The following is a 23048-nucleotide window of genomic DNA, read 5'->3' on the forward strand; positions in this document are numbered from 1 at the left end:
AAAAGTCGGTTTTTTACTGTTAGTTTTAATAGGGAGTTTTGCTTGATGTTGGATGCTTACTGAATAATTAGCCATTAATTAAGATGTTTATTTTAAATGATTTAAATGGTATGAGTTTTGTAAGCCAGTTTTATAACTTAAGCAAAATAATTAATTGCTTTGCTGAGAGTATATTTATTTTCAGCGGCGATGACCTTCAAAATCACTAGGAGTAAAAAGATGAAAAAGATCCTTCCAATTCTAGCGGGTACCATGGCTTTAACGACATTCAGCACACTTTCTCATGCAGCGGTACTCGACGATGAAAGTGGCGTCTATGTCGGCGGTAACTATGGTTATGTGAAAGTCGATGGCCAAGATGATTTTGATGACGACAATGATGTCATGCAGGCTTTAATTGGTTTTAAATTAAACCGTTATATTGGTGTCGAAGGCAGTTACATTGACTTCGGATCTTATGGTGGCAGTGTGGCAAGCGCCGAAACTGATGGTTATACTGCCGCGCTAAAACTAACCGCGCCAATTGGTGATCGCGTTGAGCTTTATGCGAAAGGTGGTCAATTATGGTATACCACAGATTACGATATTGCCGGATTTAATGGCGATGAAGATGATACCGCGGTATTTGCCGGCGCAGGGGTTGGCTTTAAAGTGACCGACAATTTCTTAATTAATGCGGAATACGCTTGGTATGATGTCGACCTAGACGCTAATGATATTAATGATGGTGCAGACACCAATACTGACTTTAAACAAGCGACAATTGGTGCAGAATATCGCTTCTAAATATTACCTATTATTTAAATTATAAAATAAATAAGAGCCACTAAATTTAAGTGGCTCTTTTGCATTAAGTGTAAGCTCTAAACTCATCACATGAGTATGTTTTAATTTACCTGTAGATCACTTTGCGCCGGAAACCGAATAATTCATCGCGACATTGCGGGTGCGCTGAAACGTATCGATATCTTCGCCGCGCATCGCGGCGTAAATATGCGGATTCGGTACGCCAAGTACGGCGCCTAGCTTTTCAAGCAAAAAGAAAATCACCCCGTAACGAATCATTTCAATCCACTGGCGCTCAACGATCATGGTTTGCTCTTGCTCTGTTAACTTAAATTCTTCAAATAGCGCTTGCGGATTCGAACTGAATTTTTCGCGGTGCGCAGGTTCAATCAAGCGATGCAAAAAGTCATTTAGGCGATAGGCTCGATGCGCAAGCTCCAAACCAAACGGGTAAGTGCCCGGCAGTGCTTCAGCGCCTTTAAGTTCGGCGTGAATGTGCTGTCGATAACGCTCGGCGCTTTGTTCATCAAAGCTTGCCGCTAAGTCTTCATAGATAACGGTGGCGATGTTGGTCATCGAGGGTAAATAATTGGCGCTGTGAACTTTACGCACTTTATCGGAAAGTGCGCCTCGCATAATTAGCCACATGATCACCTCGGCCCCTTCCAATCCGCCTAGTTCTGCGTATTCGGCAAGACGCATGTCAGCCAATTGCTCCGGCTGATGTTCAAGAAGATCAAGAAAACGTTGGTCCCACTCAAGGTTGTTAAACCCGCAGCGCTCACCATGGACTTGATGTGACAATCCGCCAGTGGCGACGATCGCAACACGCAGTTCCGGGTCTGGAAAACTTTCAATCGCTTTGCGCAGGCTTTTACCAAGCTTGTAACAGCGTTTGGCGTTAGGAATAGGAAATTGCAGCACGCCGACTTGCAGTGGAACTATGCTTCCCGACCAGCCTTGAACATCAGGCGAAATCATCGACAGTGGCGAGAAGCAACCATGGTCAAGGGGCTTTTTTTGAAATATCGACAAATCGAATTCATCGGCAATCAATGAATTAGCGATATGGCGAGACAATTCTAAATGGCCTTTAACCGCCGGATATTGGCGCGGGCCGCCCCCTTCGTCGGCGGTGTGGTAGCTGTCGTCAACGCCGAGGGCGAACGGAGAGTAGTGATCGAAAAAGAACGAGGTAATGTGGTCATTGAAAATCATAAACATTACATCAATTTGTTGCTGTTTCACCCAGTCTTGTACCACTTGAAAACCGGTAAAGATCGGTTTCCAACCAGGATCGTCGGCTTTGTTGTTGTCTTTGGCAAAACCAATGGTCGGGGAATGGGAGGCACCGATGCCTCCAATGATTTGGGCCATGTCTATCTTCCTTGTGTGCGCCGTTTTATTTTATTGTTTTCTCGGCGTGAAGTGAGTTGCAAAGGGTTATTTGGTCGTAGGGTAAACCGACATATTGCTCAGCAATCAGCTGCTTGCCAGCTTGATTTTCTAAGTAAAAATTGAGCTCTGAATCGCTCATGCGATCGAGAAACGAACACGACTCCTGTTGGTCAAAATGGTGCAGCATGGATGTCATCCACCAGGAGAAACGCTCGGCATTCCAGACACGGCGCAAACACAGTGGAGAGTATTGATCTAATACTTCACGCGGCTCACCATCGTAGTAAGCACTTAATACTTGATACAACGCAGCAACATCGGACGCTGCGAGATTTAACCCTTTGGCTCCGGTGGGCGGTACAATGTGCGCAGCGTCGCCAACCAAAAATAGCTGGCGATATTGCATCGGCTCGCACACAAATGAGCGCAGTGGCGCAATGCTTTTTTCAATACTTGGCCCTGTTTGCAGCTTCGCCGCGTCTTGTTCCGGCAAACGACGCTTGAGCTCTTGCCAAAACCGTTCGTCGCTCCAATCTTCGACCCTATCTTGGTTGGATACTTGTAAATAGTAACGAGAGCGAGTAAGTGAACGCTGACTGGCAAGGGCAAATCCACGTGGATGCTTGCAGTAAATCAGCTCTTCGCTCACTGGCGGTGTATCGCTAAGTAGACCAAGCCAGCCAAATGGATAGACGCGCTCAAATTCACGGCGTATGTCATTGGGAATACTTGGACGAGATACGCCATGGAAGCCATCACAACCTGCGATAAAGTCACACTGGATGCGATAAGCTTGACCTTGATGCTCAAATTCCACATGCGCCTGTCCCCGTTCTGGGTTGTGAATCTCAGTCACAGGCGCTGAATAAAAGCTGCGCTGGGCACTGGCGTTTCGAGCTGCGATTAAATCTTGAGTGACTTCGGTCTGGCCGTAACAGGTCACCACTTTTCCTTGAGTGAGCAGTTTGAGATTGAGATGATGCTTTTGGCCGTCAACGCTGACATAGATGCCGTGATGCTCGATGCCTTGTTCGGTTAAGCGCTTTGCACAGCCCGCTTGATGGAGTAAATCGACAAAGCCTTGCTCTAAAATGCCAGCGCGAATGCGGCTCAGTACGTGCTCGACACTGCTCCTTTCGATAACAATGTTGTCGATGCCATGTTGGGCCAGTAGCTGGCCTAACAACAACCCCGATGGTCCAGAGCCAATGATGGCAACTTGAGTGTTGAGAGTTTTCATTATCGGCTCCTGTTATCCGTGATTGAGTAGGACTAGCGCAATCGATGGAAAGCCAATCAGCAGTCCCAGGCGTACTACGTCAGAGAGGACAAACGGCACCACACCTTTAAAGATGTCGGTAATATTGAGCTCTTTATCGAGTGACTTAATCACAAACACGTTCATGCCTACAGGCGGTGTAATCAACCCAACTTCAACGGTGATCACTGCGACAATACCAAACCAGATAGGGTCGAATCCGGCGGCTTGAATCAGTGGAAATACTACTGGCACAGTAAGCAGCAACATGGCGATACTGTCCATTACGCAACCGAGCAAAATAAACAGTAGCAACACCGTAAACAGCACCATGTAAGGGGAGAGTTGCAGCGCATTGACGTAGTCGACCAGCGAATACGAAATGCGTGATACCGAGAGGAAAAAGCCGAAGATTTCGGCGCCGATGATCATAAAGAAGATCATCGCCGAAATAGACAAGGTTTCGTTGATCGCATCAAGAAACATCGCCCAAGTCATGCCGCGAACAATTGCCATCAATAGGGTTAACGAGGCGCCAATTGCTGCCGCTTCGGTTGGGGTGAAAAAACCGGCGTAAATTCCAGCGATGATCAACGCAAAAATCAACGTAAATGGCAGTAGGCCTTTTAAACCGATCAGTTTTTCAACCAGCGAGGTTTTTTGGCCCGGAGTGGCGAGGTTTGGAAAAATCCACACCGTGACGGCAATCGCAACGCAGTACAGTGCCAGTCCAAGTAGACCTGGGATTACGCCGGCAATAAACATATCGCCGACCGATTGCTCGGTGATCAGTGCATACAGTAGCAGCGCAATTGAAGGTGGAATCATAATGCCGAGGGTGCCGCCTGCCGCTAAAGTGCCAGTGGCGAGCGATACCGAGTAACCGTTGCGTTTCATTTCCGGCAGAGCAACCCGTGACATACTGGCGGCGGTTGCCAACGATGAACCAGAAATGGCCGAGAAGATGCCACATGAGGTCACCGCTGCGAGTGCCATACCACCGCGCCATGCGCCAAACAAGGTTTTGGCACCGTTAAACAGCTCTTGAGACATGCGCGCTTTGGAAGCAAACACGCCCATTAAAATAAACATTGGAATCGGGCTAAAACTGTAGTTCGACAGCGCATCAAAGGGTGCGCTATCCAAAATCGCCACCGCCGGTTGAAAGGCCACAATCGAGGCAAAACCGATAAAGCCGGTTACCGCCATGGAGAGCGCAATCGGGGCGCGAAAGGCAATCATGATTAACATGATTACGATACAGATAAAGCCAATCATTGAAGCGTCCATTACAGCACCTCTTTATGTGGATGATGCGCCGCTTTATGTGGCTGGTGGTTAGAATGAGTGTGGCTTTCTGCGCTTTGCGTGGTGGCAGATATTGGCGCACTTGGCTGTAGGGAAGAGTGAATCAGCTCCCAAGTCAGTAATAGGCAACGCAGGGTTAGTATACTGGTGGCAAATACCACGATACGATAAATCCACGCCATCGGAATGAGTAAATCTTGGGTGGTTTCACCGCTTAAAATCGCATCTTCAATTGCCATGTAAAAGCGATAGGTCATGCCAGCACCAAGTAAGGCAAAGCCAAGCAGGTAAAATGACTCCAAATAGGTTTTGATGCGCTCACTCATGGTGTCGGTAAATAAGTCGACAATCACTTGGGAGTCGCCAACCGACTGCGGCAGAGTAAATAATACCGTAAATAGCAGGCCGTATTTAATCAGTTCGACTCCACCAATAAAGGTCAGTGCAATCGCGCCATCACTTAAGCCATATAGGGTGCGCGTGACCACATCGATCAATGTGACCAGCATCATGCCTACCAACAGCGTGCCGCTGATGATGTGCATGATATAAGCAAGGCGATTAATGCTTTGTTTAATGATCAGCATAAGACAACTCCCAGCGAATTATCGTCAATAAAATCAGTGATTAAGATGGGTTTGCGCAGCTGGTGCTGGCTAATTCCATGGCACGTTTGTAAACCGCTTTGGCTGGTAAACCTTTGGCTTCGAGGTCGTCCAAATATTCTTGAGTGACTTGATCGAGTACTGGTTGCCAATCGGTGGCAATATCATCTGCGCTGACGGTGACGATGTTGTCGCCCATTTTCTTCGCTTCGGCGAGCCCCTTGGCATCGAGTTGATCAAAGGATTGACCGGATTTGAGCGACCACGCCATGCCGGAGTTTTTGTCGATAACGGCTTTGAGTTCTGGCGCAAGACCGTTGTAGACATCCTTATTCATGGTGACGATAAACGACAGTGAATACAGGCCGCCAATATCGGTGTGGTTGTCCGCCAGTTCATTGATTTTAAATACTGTTGCGCCTTCCCATGGCAGCGCTACACCGTCGATCACACCGCGTTGCAGTGATTGATAAGAGCTTGGCGCTGGCATACCAACTGGCAGGGCTTGAAGTTTTTCTAGCAAGCTGGCGACCACAGAGGTTGGGCGACGAATGCGCAAGTTGGCAAGGTCAGAGGGCTTTTCGACTTTTTTGCCTTTGATGTGCAGCATGCCAGGACCGTGGGTAAACAAAAACAGTGGTTTGGTGTCTTTGTATTCGGAGTTAATCAAGCCTTCATCGTAGAGAGTTTGAATCACACACGATCCTTCAACTGCGGTTTTGACGACGCCTGGCAGTTCGACTATTTGGGTTAGGGGGAAACGGTTTGCGGTATAACCTTGCACTGTGGCGGTGACATCCAAAATACGGTGGGTTACGGCATCGTACTGCGCAGGTGGTTTGGCAAGAGTTGAACTGGCGTAAATATCGACTTTAATTTTTCCGTCTGAATCCGCTTTGACTTGGTCAGCCCAAGCTTGAAAAATGTCTTTCTGCGCCGCCGAGACAGCTGGCCAGAAGTGGCCGAAACGTAAAGTGAGGTCAGCAGCGTTTACATTGGCGGTGCTAAGCGCCGCACCCAGTGCACATGCACAGGTTAGAGCAGTCAGTTTTTTCATGTTCGTATCCGTACTTATCGTTATTGGTATAGTTCACGTTATGTTGCAGTCCATGGTGGCTGCAGGCTGTTAGAATTCTTCGCTATCAATTTCCAGTTGAGTTTGCGGGTTGTAACGCGCGCCGCTGACGGTAGTTTGATTCAGCGTTGCGCTCAATTTCGCGGCAATCTCACTTGGCAAGTGGCGATTGTCGGCGGCGAGATTCTCGGCCAGATGGTCAAGGTTAGTGGTGCCGGGAATGGAAACCAGCTTGAGGTCTTGGCTGTTAAGCCAGCTCAGCGCCAACTGAGCCAGATTCATATTCAAGTTATCGACTTGGTTCCACTGTGCGAGCTGTTTAGCAATTTGCTGGATAATCTGGTGATTGTGCGCAAAATGTTCGTCGCTAAAACGCGGCATGGCGCGGCGAATGTCGTTGCTATCTAGCGTTTCAGTGCTGGTTAGGCAACCCGTCAACATCGCGCGGCCAAGTGGGCTAAATGCCACCAGCGTAACATCCAGTTCACGGCAGGCATCAACCAGCGCGATTTCCGGATTACGTGTCCAAAGCGAGTATTCTGATTGCACCGCGGCAATCGGATGGATTTGATGGGCGCGCTTTAAGGTTTCCGCTGAAACTTCAGATAGGCCGATTTCGCGGATTTTGCCTTCCTCAACCAAACGTGACAGTTCACCGACCGTTTCTTCAATCGCGATGGTTTTGTCCCAGCGATGCAGGTAATAGAGGTCAATCACGTCGGTGTTGAGGCGTTGCAAACTGGCCTCGCATTGGCGGCGGATCAGCGCAGGGTCGCCGCTGATGTGTTTTTTACCATCGTTATCCAGATACATACCGCATTTACTGGCGAGCAGAAATTCGTTGCGGCGATGCATGATTGAAGCGCCAAGCAGCGACTCATTGGCACCATTGCCATATAGAGTGGCGGTGTCGAAGTGATCGTAACCCAAATCCAAGGCGCGATTGAGTAACGTATCTGCGTGAGCTTTGCTGCTTGCAGGTCCGTACGCGTGAGATAAGTTCATGCAGCCAAGCCCAATTTGTCGGCTGCGCAGTTGGCCTATGGCGATCATCATGGTTACCCGTTGTGATTGAGCAGTTGTTCGAGTTGATGCAAGGTTTCCATTGCACCTAGGCATTGAGCGACGGAAGAATTTGGCTCTTGCTGCTCGCGAATAGCGCGAATAAATTCTCGGTCGATTAGCTCGATACCGTTATTTGAGACTGCAACACCAGAGAGATCTACCGGGTTGTCGTAGCCGTCAAACAGATCGTCATAACGGGCGATGTAGGTGCCTTCTTCACAGATATAACGGAAAAAGGTGCCAAACGGACCGTCGTTGTTGAACGATAAAGATAGGGTGCACAGCGCGCCAGACGGCACTTTCAGCCCGATACTCATGTCCATTGCGATACCCAGTGTGGGGTGAATCGGCCCTTGCATAGCTTGCAATTGACTGGCTTGCTCACCCGTTTGGTATTGAAATAGATCAACGGTGTGACAGGCATGATGCCACAGCAAATGGTCGGTCCAAGTTCGTGGCTCGCCTTTGGCATTGGTATTGGTGCGGCGAAAGAAATAGGTTTGTACGTCCATCTGCTGAATGTGCAGTTCACCGGCTTGAATCTTATTGTGAATCCACTGATGGCTTGGGTTAAAGCGGCGAGTATGCCCAGCCATCGCCACCAGACCGGTCTGTTTTTGTAGCTCAACTAAGCGTCTGGCGTCATCGATGTTATCCGCCATTGGAATTTCGACCAACACGTGTTTACCCGCTTCAAGGCAGTCCATCGCTTGACTGGCGTGTAGATGGGTTGGCGTCGCCAGAATCACCGCGTCGACATCGTCTCGTTGCAGAGCATCGGCAAGGCTGTTGCTGATAAAAGCGTGCGGGTATTGCTCGCCAAGTACGGCGATTTTATCGGCTTCACTGGCGACCAGTGCGCTAATTTGAATGTCTTCGATCTGGGCTAAGGCTTCGAGATGTTTGGTTCCAAACGCGCCTGAGGCGCCTACAACACAAATATTCATAATTAATCCTTGTGGTTGGGTGAGGCCAAGTTAGCAATAGCGCGATGGTTATAACTAAGTGGTTGCCTCACCGAAATGGTTACTGACGCTATGGATTATTTATCCACCAACTCGATTTTATTCGGCGTGAGTTCCAGCGATTTGAAAATTTCACCCAGCGATTTGATTTGTTCGCTGTGCACTTCAATCATGTCGTTGGCGAGCCTCAGTTCTCCAGCGAAATACTCGCCGTTATGGGTTTCGACCAGGGTTTTTAGCCGCTGTTTATCGACTTCAGCGCCGCGTAAATCCGCCACTATCTGCCCTGGTTTTAAGCACTTACCAAGCTCTTCAAGCCACTGGCTTAATTCATGGCTGTTTGGCGACACCAAAATCAAGTGCGCGCTGTGCACAGCGTCTTGCACCGAAAAGCAGCCCTGCACACCAAAACGGATAAATCGCTCAAGTTGGTCTTTACACGTTTCCTTGCTAAGCACATTTGGGTCAAACGCGGTGATGATGCGGTTAGGGCGATTCAACCCAACTTGCAGCAAGGTTTCCGCTGTCTGGCCAAAACCAATAAAGGCTAAGCGCGATATCTTTGTCATACGGTTCCCTTTAATCGGTTCATCAGTTAATAAAACTAACTCAGTTAACAACACTTAGACGAAGCAGCTAATGGAGTAACGTACGTATCAAAGTGTTAACAAAATGTTTAATTTTTTATTTTCATAACTGAATCTAACAAACTGCTAGCAAAGGGCATAATTGAAATTTAGTAACGGCTATTCAATTTTTGAATAGCCTAAATTGGATGGACTATCTATTTTTCTTATAGGCTAGTCAGAGAAAGGCCGATGTTTCGAATCGCCGCAATGAAAGCTTCTTGGGCGGTCGTACCTTGCCAGCTTTTACGAATTGTGATGCCGATAGCGCGTTGTTGCTGTTGAGTGTCAAAATCTATGATCTCAAACACATCGTCGCTCAATTCGCGATGGACTTGGTGCTTGGGTAGCATGGTTAATTTATCGCTGCCGACCAAAATTTCGCGCACCAACATCTGCGAACTGGCCTCAATAATTTGCACCGGTAGTGGATGGGATTGACTGGTAAACAGTTGTTCGAACATGGTTCGTCCCGGGGTGTTGGTGCGAGAAATGACCCAACCGTATTGGCACAGATCGGTTAAGCAAATTGGTGTTTTGTGCTGGGTTAAAGGGTGTCCTTTACGTGCCAAAATAACGTTAGAGGTAAAAAACAGTGTCTCTTGGTGGACGTCGTAAGAGGGGGTTGGAAAACGCAGCGCGCCAACCAGTACATCGATTTCGCCGCGGCGCAGGTGGTCGAGCAAGTCCTCATACAAACCGTCGATGACGCTGATGTTGAAATCTGGGTAGTCGCTAGTAAAGTCATTGATTGCACTGGGTAAAATGCAGGTTCGGGCGAGCGGTAAACTGCCGACAATGATGTTGCCAGAGCTGATGTTATTGTTGGCGTCGATTTCAGCGATGCCCTGATGAATTTCATTAAACGCCAATTTGATTGCGCGCGCCAGGCTTTGCGCTGCCTTACTTGGGCTGACACCTAGGCTGGTCTTTTCAAATAAGACTGTCCCCAAATACTCTTCCAAATCTTTACATGCTCGATAAAGCGACGATTGTGAAACGCCGATATTACGCCCTGCAGCAGAATAATTTTGCGCTTCGGAGACTGCGACTAAAGCGCGAAGTTGAGTGGTGGTTACCGCAAACAAACTCGGGGTTGTGGTACTGGCTACGCTTTTATCGAGGCGATAATTTTTCTTTATAGCTTGGCTTAGAATGTCCAGCGCCCGTTCGATTCGAAAGCTAAATAGCTCCCCTTCACGAGTCAAATTCATGCCGTTGGTCTTGCGTTCAAACAGCGCAGTTTTGAGCTGCTTCTCAATTTTGGCCAAAGCTTGGGTGATGGCTGGCTGGGATAAAAAGATGCTTTCAGACGCTTTACTGATGCTGCCATTTTTTACCACAGACACAAAGGCGACAAGGTGGCGCAGGTTAGGAATCTTATCCATAGCTATGCGTATATTTATTGTTCAAGGTGGTATGACTATATCAAAAACCAATACCATTGTTATAAAACGAAATGGTGAATGTTATTAATTTGTGAATACTGTGATCCTACGCATTGAGTGACCCAATGACCAAGTAGGGTAAGTAAGGGAGCAAATTAATGATTATTGATTGTCATGGACACTACACCACCACGCCGCCTCAAGTTGGCGATTATCGTGAATCACAAAAAGCCGCTTTGAAGGTCGACCCTAATTTCAAAGGCGAAAAAGGCACCATCCACATCAGCGATGATGAAATTCGTGACAGCATTGAGAACAACCAACTGCGTCTGCAGCGCGAGCGTGGCACCGACATGACCATCTTTTCTCCGCGTGCCAGTTGGATGGGACACCATATCGGCAATGAATACACCAGCCGTTACTGGACGGAACATCAAAATGAATTGATTCGTCGTGTATGCGACCTGTATCCAAATAACTTTGCGCCTGTTGCGCAGTTGCCACAGTCACCTGGTATCACACCCAGCAAATCAATTCCCGAGTTGGTGCGATGTGTTGAAGAGATGGGTTTTATCGGCTGTAACCTCAACCCAGACACCACGGGCGGATTTTGGCAAGACGCGTCACTGGCAGACCGCAGTTTTTATCCGTTGTATGAAAAACTGGTCGAGCTGGATGTGCCAGCGATGATTCATGTCAGCGCTGCTTGTAACCACTGCTTCCATACCACCAGTTCGCACTACCTTGGCGCCGATACCACGGCATTTTCCCAGCTGTTTATGTCCGATGTCTTTAAAGATTTCCCTGAACTCAAGATCATTATTCCGCATGGCGGCGGCGCAGTGCCATATCACTGGGGACGTTTTCGCGGTATGGCGCAGGATATGGGCCTAGCGCCGCTTGAAGAACTGGTGCTTAACAACATCTATTTCGACACCTGCGTTTATCACCAAAAAGGCATTGATTTGCTGCTGGATATTCTGCCGGTAAAAAACATTCTGTTTGCGTCGGAAATGATTGGTGCGGTGCGCGGCATAGACCCTGAAACCGGTCACTACTTTGATGACACTAAACGCTACATCGACGCCAACACTAAGCTTAATACCGCTGAAAAAGAACAAATTTTTTCTGGCAATGCGCGCCGCGTGTTTAGTCGTTTAGACGCTCAGTTAAGTAAATAGACGCCGAGTTAAGTGAAAAGATGCCCAATTCAATAAATAAAGGCTCAGTACGCGCAAGCGACAAGGAGAATGAACAATGACTGAACAACATATTGTGGTGCAAAACATTGAGCGAGTTGACGTCGAGACCATCGCCGGATTAGCAAAGTGTGGCGTGGCGACGGTACATGAGGCGCAAGGCCGTAAAGGTTTACTGGCCGATTACATGCGCCCCATCTACAGCGATGTGGCGGTGGCAGGTTCGGCGCTGACCATCTCTGGCGCGGCAGGTGACAACTGGATGATGCATGTGGCGATGGAACAAGCCCAAGCCGGCGATATTTTGGTATTCGCACCCACCTCGCCGTCGAATCACGGTTTCTTTGGTGACTTGCTGGCGACGTCTGCTCAAGCACACGGTGTGGTCGGACTGATCATCGATGGCGGCGTGCGAGATGTCGCGACCCTTAAACAGATGCAATTTCCGGTGTGGTCAAAGCATATTTTTGCCCAAGGCACCATCAAAGCGACATTGGGTTCGGTGAACGTGCCTTTAGTGTGCGCCGATGAGTTAGTTCATCCTGGCGATGTGATTGTTGCCGACGATGATGGCGTGTGTGTGGTGCGCCGTGAAGAAGCGCATTGGGTTTTAAAAGAAGCGCAAGCGCGAGAGCTACGTGAAGAGCAAAAACGCGTACGTTTGGCCAACGGCGAATTGGGTTTAGACATCTACGAGATGCGTGCTCGTCTAGAGCAGCAAGGGCTGAAATATGTCTAAGCCAAGCTCACAAGTGCCGTGCATGTGGATGCGAGGTGGCACCTCAAAAGGTGGCTATTTCCTCGCTTGCGATCTGCCTGGCAATGAATCAGAGCGTGACGCATTGCTGCTGCAAATTATGGGCTCTCCGGATAGCAAACAAATCGATGGCCTTGGTGGGGCCAATCCGCTGACATCAAAAGTGGCGGTGGTCAAACCCTCAAGTCGCGATGACGCCGATGTCGATTACCTGTTTCTGCAAGTGTTCGTTGACCGTCCTGTGGTCACCGATAAACAAAACTGCGGCAACATTCTCGCCGGTGTCGGGCCATTTGCCATCGAGCGCGGTTTGGTTGCGGCGCAAGACGGTATTACGCCAGTGCGCGTGTATATGGAAAACACCGGACAGTACGCGGTGTGCAAAGTGGCGACCCCCAATCGCCAAGTCAGTTATCAAGGCGCTGCACATATTGATGGTGTCCCCGGCGAGGCGAGCGCGATTGAAATTGAATTCAAACATACCGCAGGGTCGAGCTGCGGCGCGCTACTGCCAACTGGAAACAGCGTGGATGAGATTGACGGTCTGAGCGTCACCCTTATCGATAATGGAATGCCTGTGGTGGTGGTGGATGCTGCGCAGCTCGGTATTCAAGGCGATGAAACGCCGCAACAGCTTGAAGACGATACGGCGTTGCGTGCCAAGCTGGAAAAGCTGCGCTTAAAAGCCGGGCCTTTGATGAATCTGGGTGATGTCAGTGAGCTGTCGGTGCCGAAGTTGAGCATTGTCAGTAAGTCGAGACATGGCGGCGCGCTGCACACGCGCACTTTTATTCCTCATCGCTGCCACGATGCTATCGGTGTCCTTGGCGCGGTGAGTGTTGCCACGGCGTGCTTATTGCCCGGTTCGCCAGCCGCCAAATACTGCGAACTCAATATCAGCCCACGCATGACTTTAAGTGTGGAACATCCGACCGGCGAGCTCAGTGTGATCGTCGAAACCGACCAAGATCAGAGCGTAACCAGTGCCGCGATTTTGCGCACTGCGCGCAAGCTGTTTGATGGCGTGGTATTTGGTCGTTCGACCTAGTGCTGGGCGGCACATGCATGTAGCAACAAACTCAGTTAACACCAGAAACAGTCAACACTGAATACAACCAAAACGTGAACCAATAATAACGATTACAAAAACCAGAGGATCTGAAACATGGATAAAGATTATTTACCGTTTCACCCGCAGCCGAGCAAACCTCAGTTTCGCGTGCCAGTTGGCGCAGTCGATGCCCACTGCCACGTTTTTGGCCCCGGCGAGCTATTCCCATACTCGCCAAAACGTAAGTACACCCCGTGTGATGCATCCAAGCAGCAGTTGTTTGCATTGCGTGATTTTCTTGGCTTTATCCGTAATGTGATTGTTCAGGCTTCTTGCCATGGCACTGATAACGCAGCCTTGCTCGATGCGCTGGCTGAGGCGGGCGATAACGCGCGCGGTGTGGCGGTGGTGTCTGCCGATATTAGCGAGCAAGAGCTTGAGCAAATGCATCAACTCGGTGTGCGTGCGGTGCGGTTTAACTTTGTGAAGCGCTTGGTTGATACCACACCGAAAGAGGTGTTTATGCGTATCGCCGAGAAAATTCGTCCGCTTGGTTGGCACATCGTGGTCTATTTTGAAGCCGCCGACTTTGATGACATCGCGCCGTTTTTGCTCGAACTCGATACCCAAATCGTTATCGATCATATGGGGCGTCCGGATGTGGCACTTGGCGTCGAACATCCTGATTTTCAAAAGTTTGCCAAGTTGCTTGCCGACAATCCGCACATCTGGACTAAAGTCAGTTGCCCAGAGCGTTTGACACAAACTGCGCCGGATTATTCCGACGTGGTGCCGTTCGCTAAATACCTAGTTGAGCGCTTTCCAAACCAAGTGCTGTGGGGTACCGATTGGCCACATCCAAATATGAAATCCCATATGCCCGACGATGGACATTTGGTCGATGTGATTCCGCTTATCGCCCCGACACCTGAGTTGCAACAAGCGTTGTTGGTCGATAATCCCAATACTTTGTACTGGCAATAGGAGAGGCGACGATGGCGTATTTAAAAAATGAAGTGCCGGTTGCCGGTACGGTATTTTTCGACGGTAATATGGCGCGCAAAGGGTATGGCCTTAACAAGATGTGTTTTTCGTTTAACGAAGCTTATGCCCGCGATGCGTTTAAAGCTGATGAAGCTGCCTACTGCGACAAGTTTAAGCTCAGCGAAGTACAAAAACAGGCGGTGCTTAATCGCGACTTACTGACCTTAATCGCTGAGGGCGGCAACATTTACTATCTAGCCAAATTCGCCGGCTTACTGGGCATGAATATGCAAGATATTGGCGCGCTGCAAACCGGCGTCAGCCTCGAAGCGTTTAAACAAAAACTGGTCGACGCAGGGAGATAAGCAGCATGGCGACGATTTTAGGCGGTATTACCACTTCACACATTCCAGCGATAGGTCGAGCTATCGATGAAGGCATTGAACAAACCCCGTACTGGAAACCTTTTTTTGATGCTTATCCGCCGGTGCGAGAGTGGCTCAGCGACAAAAAGCCCGACGTGGCGATCATCTTTTATAACGACCACGGCTTGGAGTTTTTCATCGATCGCAAGCCGACTTTTGCTATCGGTGTTGCCGAAGAGTATTTCAATTCTGATGAAGGTTGGGGCATCAAGCCGATTCCACCCATTCATGGAGAGTCGGAAATGGCGTGGCACATCTGTAATGAACTGGTCGATCAAGAATTTGATATCACCATCTGCCAAGAGATGAAAGTCGACCACGGTTTGACGGTGCCAATGCAACTGATGTGGCCGGGCAATCAATACGACCACATTAAAGTGATTCCGGTGTGCATCAATGTTGAACAGCATCCGATGCCCTCACCAAAACGCTGTTACGACTTAGGCAAAGCGATTGGCGATGCGGTGCGCAGTTATGACAAAGACCTCAATGTCGTGGTGTTTGGCACCGGTGGTATGTCGCACCAACTCGATGGCCAGCGCGCTGGGTTTATCAACAAAGAATTCGACCTCTATTGCATGGACAAAATTGTTAACGAGCCACAAGCGTTAACCCGTTTGTCGATTCGCGATTTGGTTGAACAGGCCGGTTCGCAAGGACCTGAGCTGATTATGTGGCTTGGTATGCGTGGCGCGCTGAATCCGCGTTTAACCGTCAAGCACAGTAACTACCATGTACCGATTTCCAATACTGGAGCCGGATTGCTGTTACTTGAGTAGTTTTCGCCAATAACGTTTATAAATAATAAAGATAGGAACAGACTATGTATCACAATTACTTCAAGCGTTTAGCGTTGACCGCGTTGACCGTTCTGCCTGTCATGGCAAGCGCTGCTGAGTATCCGAGCAAAAATGTTCAAGGCATCATTCAGTGGGGCGCTGGCGGGGCAACCGACAGCATTATGCGCGCAGTGACGCCAGCGGCAGAAAAAGTGCTCGGCACGGATGTGATTTTAACTAACCGCAGTGGTGGCGTAGGCGCGATTGCGATGAAGTATGTCAATGCACGTAAATCAGATGGTTACACAATATTAATGGGTGCGGAAAATCCGCAAATGTACAAAGTCATGGGGCTGGCGGACATCGATTACAGCGATATGATCCCTATCTCTATTTTGGCGCAGGGCATTTCAATCATCGTTGCACGTAATGATGCGCCGTACGACAACATTAAAGAGTTCATCGACTACGCCAAGTCACATCCAAATGAGGTCAAAGTCGGTTCAACTGGGCCTGGTGGTTTACCGTCGATTCTGCTGGCTATCTTGCAAGGTCAAGAGGCGTTTCGAGTCACTAACATTCCTTACAACGGTGACGGTCCAGGCATGACCGCGCTGCTTGGTAGTGCCATCGATGTGATGCCAACTTCCTATGGCCCAGCTAAAGAATACATTCGCGCTGGCAAGCTTAAAGTCTTGGGTTTGATGGATAAAACCGCGCACCCAGAATTGCCAAATGTGCCACCGGTGACGGATTTCTATCCAGACTTAGCTGCGCAACTGCCTTATAGCTCGTTCTTTGGCATTTTTGTCAAAAAAGGCACGCCACAACAAGCGGTTGATAAGTTATCAAAAGCGTTTAACCAATCGGCCAGCAGCGAAGAGTTCAAAACCTTAGTCACTAATCGCGGTTTTACTTACCTCGGTCTTTCAGGTCAGCAGGCTGATGACTACCTTGAGCGTTTTCGTTCTGTCGCGTCGTGGATTGTTTATGACTCAGGCATCGCCAAGCACTCTCCACAAGACTTCAAAATCAAAAAAATAGGCAACTAATTTGGCCTAACTGATCACACAGGCACGTTTAGTTCGCCTGTGTGGTCAACATAACGCAGGGTTTATTTAGGGAGTAGAACCATGGACAATCCATCCAGAAAACCGGGTGAACTGGTGTTCAATGCGCTGATGGTTTTGGTCAGTTTGGTATTGCTGTATCAGGCATATCACATCACAGACCATCATACCCTCAGTTCTCCAGCGGCTTTTCCGCTTAGCGCCACCGCGATCATGGTATTTTTCTCGGCGTTAAATTTCTATCAAAGCTGGCAAAAACGACCTGTGACTCAGGCGATTAAAGGCTTTTTCAAACACATTTTACCCATCAATGTCATGGTGATGATGGGCCTTATTGCTCTGTTTGCTCTTAGCCTTGAAAGCATCGGTTTTATTATCAGCGCCTTGGTGTTTCTCACTGCCGCTGTGTACATCTTTTACCGTCAGAGTTGGTGGCGCGCGCTGTCGATGGCGTTGGTCGCATTGGTGGGTATCTACTGTATTTTCCGCTTAGTATTTTTGGTGATTCTTCCTGAAGGCGTCGTGCCGGAAGGTGAAGTATTGGCTTGGCTGAGCGCGCTTTTTAATGGAGGTGGCCAATGATTGAAGCACTGAGCTACTTTTTAACCTCATGGACGTCGCTGAACCTCCTGTTGCTGACCGCGCTTGGAACCTTTCTTGGTATTTACATCGGTGCGATCCCCGGTTTATCCGTCACCATGGCGGTGTCGATTTTGATTTCGTTTACCTTTCCGTGGGAGTTGGATAACGCGCTGTGCCTGATGGTTGGCGTGTATATGGGCGGCGTTTACGGTGGGTCACGCACTGCCATTTTGCTTAATATTCCCGGCGCGCCATCGGCCATTGCAACGGCGCTGGACGGCTATCCGCTGGCTGAGAAGGGCGAAGCCGGACGCGCGATTGGTTTAACCACCATCATGTCGGTGATTGGCGGCTTTGTTGGCATTTTCGTGTTGTCGTTTGCCGCGCCAGTGGTAAGCACTTTTGCGATTCAATTTCAGCCCCGTGATTACCTGATGATAGGCATGCTTGGCATCATGCTGATCAGTTCGCTGTCCAAAGGCAGTTTCTCAAAAGGCATGTTTACCGGCGCTCTGGGTATTTTAGTCGGCACTGTGGGGCTCGACCCGATGACGGCACAAGAACGGTTTACTTTTGGCATGGTCGACTTGTGGGATGGCATCAATCCGGTGGCGGTAATGATCGGTATGTTTGGCTTATCGGAAGTGCTTAGCCAACTGCACAACATCGACAAAACCGTCATTAAACAGAAGCTGACGAAAATTATTCCCAGTTGGATGGATGTGCGCCGCTATTTGCCGCTGAGCATCAAATCGTCGCTGATGGGGGTCGTGGTTGGCGCATTGCCAGGTACGGGCGGTGACATTGCCTCATTAATGGCTTACGACTATGCCAAACGCAGCACTAAAAACCCTGAAGTTCCGTTTGGTGAGGGTGCTAAAGAAGGCTTGGTAGCTCCGGAATCGGCCAATAATGCGGCAGTGGGCGGCGCTTACATCCCGATGCTGACCCTTGGCATTCCGGGCGATGCGGTCACGGCGGTGTTTATTGGTGCGCTGTTTATTCACGGCTTAAATCCAGGGCCGTTATTGCTGGCGGAAAACCCGAGTATCTTTTGGTTCACAGTAGGCAATTTGACGTTAGCGAATGTGTTCGTGCTGATTTTTGGCCTCAGTGGCATCAAAATTTTCAGCAAGATAGTGAGCTGCCCAAAAGGCATATTGATGCCGCTTATTGTAGTGCTTTCGGTGGTGGGGGCTTATGCGATCAATAACTCGATCACGGATGTGTGGTGGATGGTGGCGTTTGGCGTCTTAGGTTATTTTATGCGTCTCTATCAATACCCAATAGCACCGGTGATTCTGGGCGTGATTCTTAGCAGTTTGATGGATCAAAACTGGCGCCGCGCCATGCTGGCAGAACAAGACAGTGTGGTGGGTTTGCTGCAAGGCATATTTACCAGCCCAATCTCGATTGTTTTGTTCGTCACTATCGCATTGGTGTACCTATCTCAAACCCCGATTTGGCAGCGGTATAAACAGCGTCGCGGCAAACAATCACTGAAGTCTCAAGTAAACAAGCCCCGAGCGAAATCATCAGTTAAATAAGCCAGCATTCACGCTGCCTAGCCAATGTACGGCTGGTGGCGTGAGGCTGAACATCGTCATGAGTAAGAGGTTTTATGATGAAATTAGGATTAATTGGCCAACATATTCAAAAAAGTAAATCGCCGCAGCTTCACGAACTGTTGGGAAAAAAATTGGCGATTGAGACTCGCTACGATCTGTTTGATTGCCAGCTTCGCGATGAACAAGCGCTGCGCGATTTACTTATCGAACTTAAGCAAAAGGGCTATCGCGGCGTTAATGTCACGCACCCGTATAAAGTGTGGGCTTGGAACATTGTTCATGACAAATTTCACACCAGCGCCGGTCTTGGCGCGCTGAATACCGTGTTGATTGATGGTGAGGAGCTGTCCGGCACCAACACCGACTGCAGCGGGTTTGTGCGCGCTTATCGCAAACTCTGCGCAGACAGTGCGCCGGGTAAAGTGTTGATGAAAGGCGCGGGCGGGGTGGGGCGAGCGATTGCCTTTGGTCTTGGCGAGCTTAACGTCGAGCACCTGTATATTTACGACGAATATCAACCCAATTTACAGGCACTTGTGGCGGATTTACAACGCGCTAATGTCGCGTGCAGCGCGGTCAGCAGTGAGCAACTTGATCAAGTGGCGAAAGAGTGTGATGGCTTGGTCAACGCCACTCCGGTTGGGCATTACACCACGCCTGGCGCGGCATTTAGCGCCCAACAAGTTGGTGGTCAGCGCTGGGTGTTTGATGCGGTCTACACCCCAGTGGTGACCGAGTTTATTGCCTTTGCCAAACAGCAATCACTGACAATTATTAGTGGTTTTGAGCTGTTTATTCATCAAGGCATCGATGCCTATGAGTGGTTCTCTGGCCAGAGCGTTGAATCGGTCGATTTAGTTAGCGAAATCAGTGCGTCTGAATAGCGGTTAGCAGCATTAATGAATAAGGGGAAAGCAATGAAAACAGGGATTGCGACAGTCAGTATTTCAGGCACTTTGACGGAAAAGCTTCACGCCGCAGCCAAAGCTGGTTTTGATGGCGTAGAAATTTTTGAAAATGACCTCACTCAGTCGGAGCTCACCCCAAGGCAAGTGCGCCAATTGGCGGAAAGCTTAGGGCTTGAGATCATTGCGTTGCAACCGCTGCGCAATTTTGAAGCCATGCCAGAACCATGGCGCGAGCAAAACTTTTATCAAGCACAAAAGAAGTTTGAGCTGATGCATGAGCTTGGTACATCTCGGTTGATGATCTGTTCGAATGTCTCGCCGCATGTCATTGATGATCCCGCGCGCGCCGCGGCGGATCTCCATCAACTGGCGGAACTCGCACAAAAAGAGCAGTTTATGATTGGTTACGAAGCGCTAGCATGGGGGCGTTATGTTCACGATTACAACCATGCTTGGGATATCGTTAAGCGCGCCGACCACGCCAATCTTGGTATTTTGCTTGATACCTTTCATATGTATGCGCGTAATAACACTCTGGATTTGCTGCGTGATGAAATTCCGGCCGATAAAATCGCGCTGGTACAACTGGCCGATGCGCCAAGTTTGCAGATGGATGTGCTCAACTTTAGCCGCCATTTTCGCTGCTTTCCTGGTCAAGGCGATATGCCCATTATTGAGTTTATGCAGTGCTTGCAGCAAAAGGGCTATAACGATTACATCTCCCACGAAATTTTTAATGATGAGTTTCGCGCCTCACGCCCAGAGGAAAAAGCCACCGACGGTATGCGCTCTCTGATTTGGCTCGGCGAACAGATCAAACAAGCTGAGTTGCCGACGCCAAGTTTGGACAACGTGGCGTTTGTCGAGTTTGCTATCGAGGGCGAAGATGGCGTTAAGTTGATGAATCTGTTCGAGCAACTCGGTTTTAAATTGACTCACAAACACAAATCGAAACACGTCGACTTGATGCGCCAAGGCAACATTAATCTAGTATTAAACCACGAACCCCAAAGTCAGGCTCATCACTATTATCTATCCCATGGCGTATCGGTGTGTGCGATCGGTTTTGGTACCAGCAGCGTGGCGCAGATGATCAAACGCTCCAAACATTACGACTGTGAGCGCTTTAGCAATCAGGCTGGCGAAGGTGAGCTGAATATTCCCGCAATCAAAGGCGTTGGAGATCAACTGATCTATTTTGTCGATAGCCAAGCTAATCCGGCGTTTTACGAGGTCGACTTTGTGCCAGTAAATGGCCAGCAAGAGCAGCATCAAGGCGCTGGTTTGCAGGCTTTTGATCACATTGGCCAAACTGTGCTCGACACCGACATGCTATCGGCGACCTTCTTCTTTAAAGCGTTGTTTGGCTTTGATATCGAGCCAAGCCAAGATCTTACTGACATCAATGGCTTGGTCACCAGCCGAGTGGCGAAAAATGCCAGCGGAACCATTCGCATGCCGTTTAACGCTTCGTCGGCGCGTAATTCGGCAGCGCAACGTTTTGTAGACCAAGCTAAAGGTGCTGGAGTACAGCAGATAGCGTTTAGCTGCGATGATATTTTCGCCAGCGTCAAGAAGGTTAGCCGCGAGTGTGTACTCCCAATTAGCGATAATTACTACCGCGACCTTGATGCGCGCTTTCAGCTTGATCCTGAGTTACTCGCCAAACTGCGAGAGTACAATGTACTTTATGATCAAAACGAAGAGGGCCACTTCTTCCACTTCTACACCAAAGAGCAGTTCGGCGTATTTTTTGAGGTGGTACAACGTGTCAACTATCAAGGTTACGGCGAGTCCAATGCTCATATTCGCTTAGCTGCGCAAGCGCGAGCGCAGAAAAAGGCTTCGCTTGCATAATCGAAGTGGACACAGTAAGTGAAAGTGGCGAGTTAAAGAACGTGATGTACAGGATTGAACTGAGCAATTTATAAATTATTTATTGAATTGGCTGGGTTTTCTTTGAACTTTAGGCTGCGATTTGCGATAACTAGCATTGTACTTTTATTGTTCGATTGAGCGCCTGTGTTTTGTATTTTCGCTAAACATGTTGGCGTAAGATCGGTTTGATATTAAGCGGCACTGCCGACCTAAGGTCGTCATGCCGCTTTTTGATCGGTGCGATTCGAACCACCAACCGTTTTACAAGGAATCGGTATGCTTACAGTGTTACCCGTTGTTATTCCAATATTTTTGATAATAGCGGTCGGTTATGTGTGCGCGAAAACGCGGCTGATTTCGGCTACAGCAATCAGTGAAATGGGGCGCTATGTCATGTACGTAGCGCTGCCAGCGGTGATTGTTAAAACCATTTTGAGTTTGGAATTGGCACAAATTTTTAATCTGCGTTATTTGTTGGCTTACTTAGCAGCCTCGGTTGGTTTAATCACGCTGGGCTTTATTGTCGCAACCAAAGTCGCAAAGCAACCAAACTTGGATAGCGCTGTCATGATGACGGGATTTGTGGTGCCCAACAGCGCGTTTATCGGTTATCCAATCATTATCCAATTAATGGACGCGCCGCCAATTAATGGCTTCGCTATGGCGCTGATCGTTGAAAACATGTTTGTGATGCCACTGTGTTTCATTTTGATGGATTATCACTCTTCGGCGGCGCAAACCAACCTAATCGCAAAAGCGCTCGCCGTTGGTAAGCGTGTGGTACGTAACCCGCTGCTGATTGCTATTGTGGTTGGCGTGGTGGGCAATATTGTTGGGCTCAAATTGCCGAGCGTCGTTGAAACTACGCTTGGGCTGTTGGCGCCGTCAGCGGTTTCTGTCGCGTTATTTGTGATTGGCGGATCGCTTGCAAGCGTCGTCGTCAAACAAACCCGCTGGCCGCCACTGATTTGGACGACGCTTGGCAAGTTAGTGATTCACCCTTTATTAGCGCTCGCATTGGTCAGTTGGCTGCTTCCTAATCAACCTGAGCTGGGCTTAACGCTTACGGTGATTACCGCCGTACCTATGCTGAGCATTTACACCATAGTGGGTGAAATTTATGGTCGCCAAGCGTTTTGTGCCACTGCCCAACTGGTTACTACCTTTGCATCCTTGGTGACGATTCCAATCATTATCACCATCGCCCACTGGTGGTTAGGATTTTAACTGCAAGTGGGCTTCTCAATGATGACGACAGCAATGAAAAGCCCGCATAATGCGCAATGTAGTTCACTTAAGCGGAGCTGCCTTGCGATTAACAGGATATCGGGTCTTTGATATTTTCACCGCCCTAGGCCGATTAGGCTTAGGGC

The 23048-nt window shown here is 49.0% G+C and carries 22 protein-coding genes; 13 read left to right on the top strand and 9 right to left on the bottom strand.

Features of this window, described 5'->3' with window-relative positions:
* Positions 1–219: 219 nt before the first annotated feature.
* Positions 220–786: a porin family protein gene (locus BLS03_RS19430; protein ID WP_093277989.1), complete on the top strand. Its 567-nt coding sequence runs from the start codon at positions 220–222 to the stop codon at positions 784–786.
* Positions 787–903: 117 nt separating this feature from the next.
* On the opposite strand, the gene BLS03_RS19435 is transcribed toward BLS03_RS19430, so the two are convergent.
* The 9 genes from BLS03_RS19435 to BLS03_RS19475 form a co-directional block, all read right to left on the bottom strand.
* Positions 904–2163, bottom strand: coding sequence for a gallate dioxygenase (locus tag BLS03_RS19435; protein ID WP_093277991.1), 1260 nt, complete (start codon positions 2161–2163; stop codon positions 904–906).
* A 25-nt stretch (positions 2164–2188) separates the two neighbouring features.
* A complete protein-coding gene (gene pobA / locus BLS03_RS19440; RefSeq protein ID WP_093277993.1) occupies positions 2189–3424 on the bottom strand; it encodes a 4-hydroxybenzoate 3-monooxygenase in 1236 nt (411 codons plus the stop codon).
* Between the two features lie 12 nt (positions 3425–3436).
* A complete protein-coding gene (locus BLS03_RS19445; protein WP_093277995.1) occupies positions 3437–4732 on the bottom strand; it encodes a TRAP transporter large permease in 1296 nt (431 codons plus the stop codon).
* Entirely contained in the window at positions 4732–5337 is a 606-nt protein-coding gene (locus tag BLS03_RS19450; protein WP_093277997.1) for a TRAP transporter small permease, read from the bottom strand. Before BLS03_RS19450 ends, BLS03_RS19445 begins: the two co-directional genes overlap by 1 nt.
* Before the next feature lie 40 nt (positions 5338–5377).
* Positions 5378–6412, bottom strand: coding sequence for a TRAP transporter substrate-binding protein (locus BLS03_RS19455; protein WP_093277998.1), 1035 nt, complete (start codon positions 6410–6412; stop codon positions 5378–5380).
* A 69-nt stretch (positions 6413–6481) separates the two neighbouring features.
* Positions 6482–7486, bottom strand: a complete 1005-nt coding sequence (locus tag BLS03_RS19460; RefSeq protein WP_425445119.1) for an aldo/keto reductase — start codon at positions 7484–7486, stop codon at positions 6482–6484.
* A 2-nt stretch (positions 7487–7488) separates the two neighbouring features.
* Positions 7489–8442: a Gfo/Idh/MocA family oxidoreductase gene (locus BLS03_RS19465; RefSeq protein WP_093278000.1), complete on the bottom strand. Its 954-nt coding sequence runs from the start codon at positions 8440–8442 to the stop codon at positions 7489–7491.
* 95 nt (positions 8443–8537) lie between these two features.
* Entirely contained in the window at positions 8538–9029 is a 492-nt protein-coding gene (locus BLS03_RS19470) for an NAD(P)-binding domain-containing protein (RefSeq protein WP_093278002.1), read from the bottom strand.
* A gap of 224 nt (positions 9030–9253) precedes the next feature.
* A complete protein-coding gene (locus BLS03_RS19475) occupies positions 9254–10474 on the bottom strand; it encodes a LysR family transcriptional regulator (protein WP_093278004.1) in 1221 nt (406 codons plus the stop codon).
* Positions 10475–10632: 158 nt separating this feature from the next.
* Between BLS03_RS19475 and BLS03_RS19480 the strand changes: the two genes are divergently transcribed.
* The 12 genes from BLS03_RS19480 (at position 10633) to BLS03_RS19535 (ending at position 22902) form a co-directional block, all read left to right on the top strand.
* Complete coding sequence (locus BLS03_RS19480; RefSeq protein ID WP_093278006.1) at positions 10633–11655, top strand: amidohydrolase family protein; 1023 nt, start codon at positions 10633–10635, stop codon at positions 11653–11655.
* Between the two features lie 76 nt (positions 11656–11731).
* The gene (locus tag BLS03_RS19485) at positions 11732–12412 is read left to right on the top strand and encodes a 4-carboxy-4-hydroxy-2-oxoadipate aldolase/oxaloacetate decarboxylase (RefSeq protein WP_093278008.1); all 681 of its coding nucleotides are present in this window, start codon (positions 11732–11734) and stop codon (positions 12410–12412) included.
* Positions 12405–13478: a 4-oxalomesaconate tautomerase gene (locus BLS03_RS19490; RefSeq protein WP_093278010.1), complete on the top strand. Its 1074-nt coding sequence runs from the start codon at positions 12405–12407 to the stop codon at positions 13476–13478. The genes BLS03_RS19485 and BLS03_RS19490 overlap by 8 nt, the downstream gene beginning before the upstream one ends.
* 117 nt (positions 13479–13595) lie before the next feature.
* A complete protein-coding gene (locus tag BLS03_RS19495; RefSeq protein WP_093278012.1) occupies positions 13596–14465 on the top strand; it encodes an amidohydrolase family protein in 870 nt (289 codons plus the stop codon).
* Between the two features lie 11 nt (positions 14466–14476).
* Complete coding sequence (locus BLS03_RS19500) at positions 14477–14830, top strand: protocatechuate 4,5-dioxygenase subunit alpha (protein WP_093278014.1); 354 nt, start codon at positions 14477–14479, stop codon at positions 14828–14830.
* Between the two features lie 5 nt (positions 14831–14835).
* Positions 14836–15669 (top strand): class III extradiol dioxygenase family protein, encoded by an 834-nt coding sequence (locus BLS03_RS19505; RefSeq protein WP_093278016.1) that lies wholly within the window; start codon positions 14836–14838, stop codon positions 15667–15669.
* 44 nt (positions 15670–15713) lie between these two features.
* The gene (locus BLS03_RS19510; protein ID WP_093278018.1) at positions 15714–16721 is read left to right on the top strand and encodes a tripartite tricarboxylate transporter substrate binding protein; all 1008 of its coding nucleotides are present in this window, start codon (positions 15714–15716) and stop codon (positions 16719–16721) included.
* Positions 16722–16802: 81 nt separating this feature from the next.
* Positions 16803–17321: a tripartite tricarboxylate transporter TctB family protein gene (locus BLS03_RS19515; protein ID WP_093278020.1), complete on the top strand. Its 519-nt coding sequence runs from the start codon at positions 16803–16805 to the stop codon at positions 17319–17321.
* Positions 17318–18868 (top strand): tripartite tricarboxylate transporter permease, encoded by a 1551-nt coding sequence (locus BLS03_RS19520; protein WP_093278022.1) that lies wholly within the window; start codon positions 17318–17320, stop codon positions 18866–18868. Before BLS03_RS19515 ends, BLS03_RS19520 begins: the two co-directional genes overlap by 4 nt.
* A gap of 74 nt (positions 18869–18942) precedes the next feature.
* The gene (locus BLS03_RS19525; protein WP_245696739.1) at positions 18943–19773 is read left to right on the top strand and encodes a shikimate dehydrogenase family protein; all 831 of its coding nucleotides are present in this window, start codon (positions 18943–18945) and stop codon (positions 19771–19773) included.
* 33 nt (positions 19774–19806) lie between these two features.
* A complete protein-coding gene (locus tag BLS03_RS19530; protein WP_093278024.1) occupies positions 19807–21654 on the top strand; it encodes a bifunctional sugar phosphate isomerase/epimerase/4-hydroxyphenylpyruvate dioxygenase family protein in 1848 nt (615 codons plus the stop codon).
* A gap of 297 nt (positions 21655–21951) precedes the next feature.
* The gene (locus BLS03_RS19535) at positions 21952–22902 is read left to right on the top strand and encodes an AEC family transporter (protein ID WP_093278026.1); all 951 of its coding nucleotides are present in this window, start codon (positions 21952–21954) and stop codon (positions 22900–22902) included.
* The last annotated feature ends 146 nt before the right edge of the window (positions 22903–23048 follow it).

It is taken from the genome of Vibrio xiamenensis (assembly GCF_900100015.1).
Lineage (GTDB): Bacteria > Pseudomonadota > Gammaproteobacteria > Enterobacterales > Vibrionaceae > Vibrio > Vibrio xiamenensis.

Excerpts from the sequence above, each read along its gene's own strand:
- BLS03_RS19430 (WP_093277989.1), top strand. The coding sequence starts at position 220 with ATGAAAAAGATCCTTCCAATTCTAGCGGGTACCATGGCTTTAACGACA.
- BLS03_RS19435 (WP_093277991.1), bottom strand. The coding sequence starts at position 2,163 with ATGGCCCAAATCATTGGAGGCATCGGTGCCTCCCATTCCCCGACCATT.
- pobA (WP_093277993.1), bottom strand. The coding sequence starts at position 3,424 with ATGAAAACTCTCAACACTCAAGTTGCCATCATTGGCTCTGGACCATCG.
- BLS03_RS19445 (WP_093277995.1), bottom strand. The coding sequence starts at position 4,732 with ATGGACGCTTCAATGATTGGCTTTATCTGTATCGTAATCATGTTAATC.
- BLS03_RS19450 (WP_093277997.1), bottom strand. The coding sequence starts at position 5,337 with ATGCTGATCATTAAACAAAGCATTAATCGCCTTGCTTATATCATGCAC.
- BLS03_RS19455 (WP_093277998.1), bottom strand. The coding sequence starts at position 6,412 with ATGAAAAAACTGACTGCTCTAACCTGTGCATGTGCACTGGGTGCGGCG.
- BLS03_RS19460 (WP_425445119.1), bottom strand. The coding sequence starts at position 7,486 with ATGATGATCGCCATAGGCCAACTGCGCAGCCGACAAATTGGGCTTGGC.
- BLS03_RS19465 (WP_093278000.1), bottom strand. The coding sequence starts at position 8,442 with ATGAATATTTGTGTTGTAGGCGCCTCAGGCGCGTTTGGAACCAAACAT.
- BLS03_RS19470 (WP_093278002.1), bottom strand. The coding sequence starts at position 9,029 with ATGACAAAGATATCGCGCTTAGCCTTTATTGGTTTTGGCCAGACAGCG.
- BLS03_RS19475 (WP_093278004.1), bottom strand. The coding sequence starts at position 10,474 with ATGGATAAGATTCCTAACCTGCGCCACCTTGTCGCCTTTGTGTCTGTG.
- BLS03_RS19480 (WP_093278006.1), top strand. The coding sequence starts at position 10,633 with ATGATTATTGATTGTCATGGACACTACACCACCACGCCGCCTCAAGTT.
- BLS03_RS19485 (WP_093278008.1), top strand. The coding sequence starts at position 11,732 with ATGACTGAACAACATATTGTGGTGCAAAACATTGAGCGAGTTGACGTC.
- BLS03_RS19490 (WP_093278010.1), top strand. The coding sequence starts at position 12,405 with ATGTCTAAGCCAAGCTCACAAGTGCCGTGCATGTGGATGCGAGGTGGC.
- BLS03_RS19495 (WP_093278012.1), top strand. The coding sequence starts at position 13,596 with ATGGATAAAGATTATTTACCGTTTCACCCGCAGCCGAGCAAACCTCAG.
- BLS03_RS19500 (WP_093278014.1), top strand. The coding sequence starts at position 14,477 with ATGGCGTATTTAAAAAATGAAGTGCCGGTTGCCGGTACGGTATTTTTC.
- BLS03_RS19505 (WP_093278016.1), top strand. The coding sequence starts at position 14,836 with ATGGCGACGATTTTAGGCGGTATTACCACTTCACACATTCCAGCGATA.
- BLS03_RS19510 (WP_093278018.1), top strand. The coding sequence starts at position 15,714 with ATGTATCACAATTACTTCAAGCGTTTAGCGTTGACCGCGTTGACCGTT.
- BLS03_RS19515 (WP_093278020.1), top strand. The coding sequence starts at position 16,803 with ATGGACAATCCATCCAGAAAACCGGGTGAACTGGTGTTCAATGCGCTG.
- BLS03_RS19520 (WP_093278022.1), top strand. The coding sequence starts at position 17,318 with ATGATTGAAGCACTGAGCTACTTTTTAACCTCATGGACGTCGCTGAAC.
- BLS03_RS19525 (WP_245696739.1), top strand. The coding sequence starts at position 18,943 with ATGATGAAATTAGGATTAATTGGCCAACATATTCAAAAAAGTAAATCG.
- BLS03_RS19530 (WP_093278024.1), top strand. The coding sequence starts at position 19,807 with ATGAAAACAGGGATTGCGACAGTCAGTATTTCAGGCACTTTGACGGAA.
- BLS03_RS19535 (WP_093278026.1), top strand. The coding sequence starts at position 21,952 with ATGCTTACAGTGTTACCCGTTGTTATTCCAATATTTTTGATAATAGCG.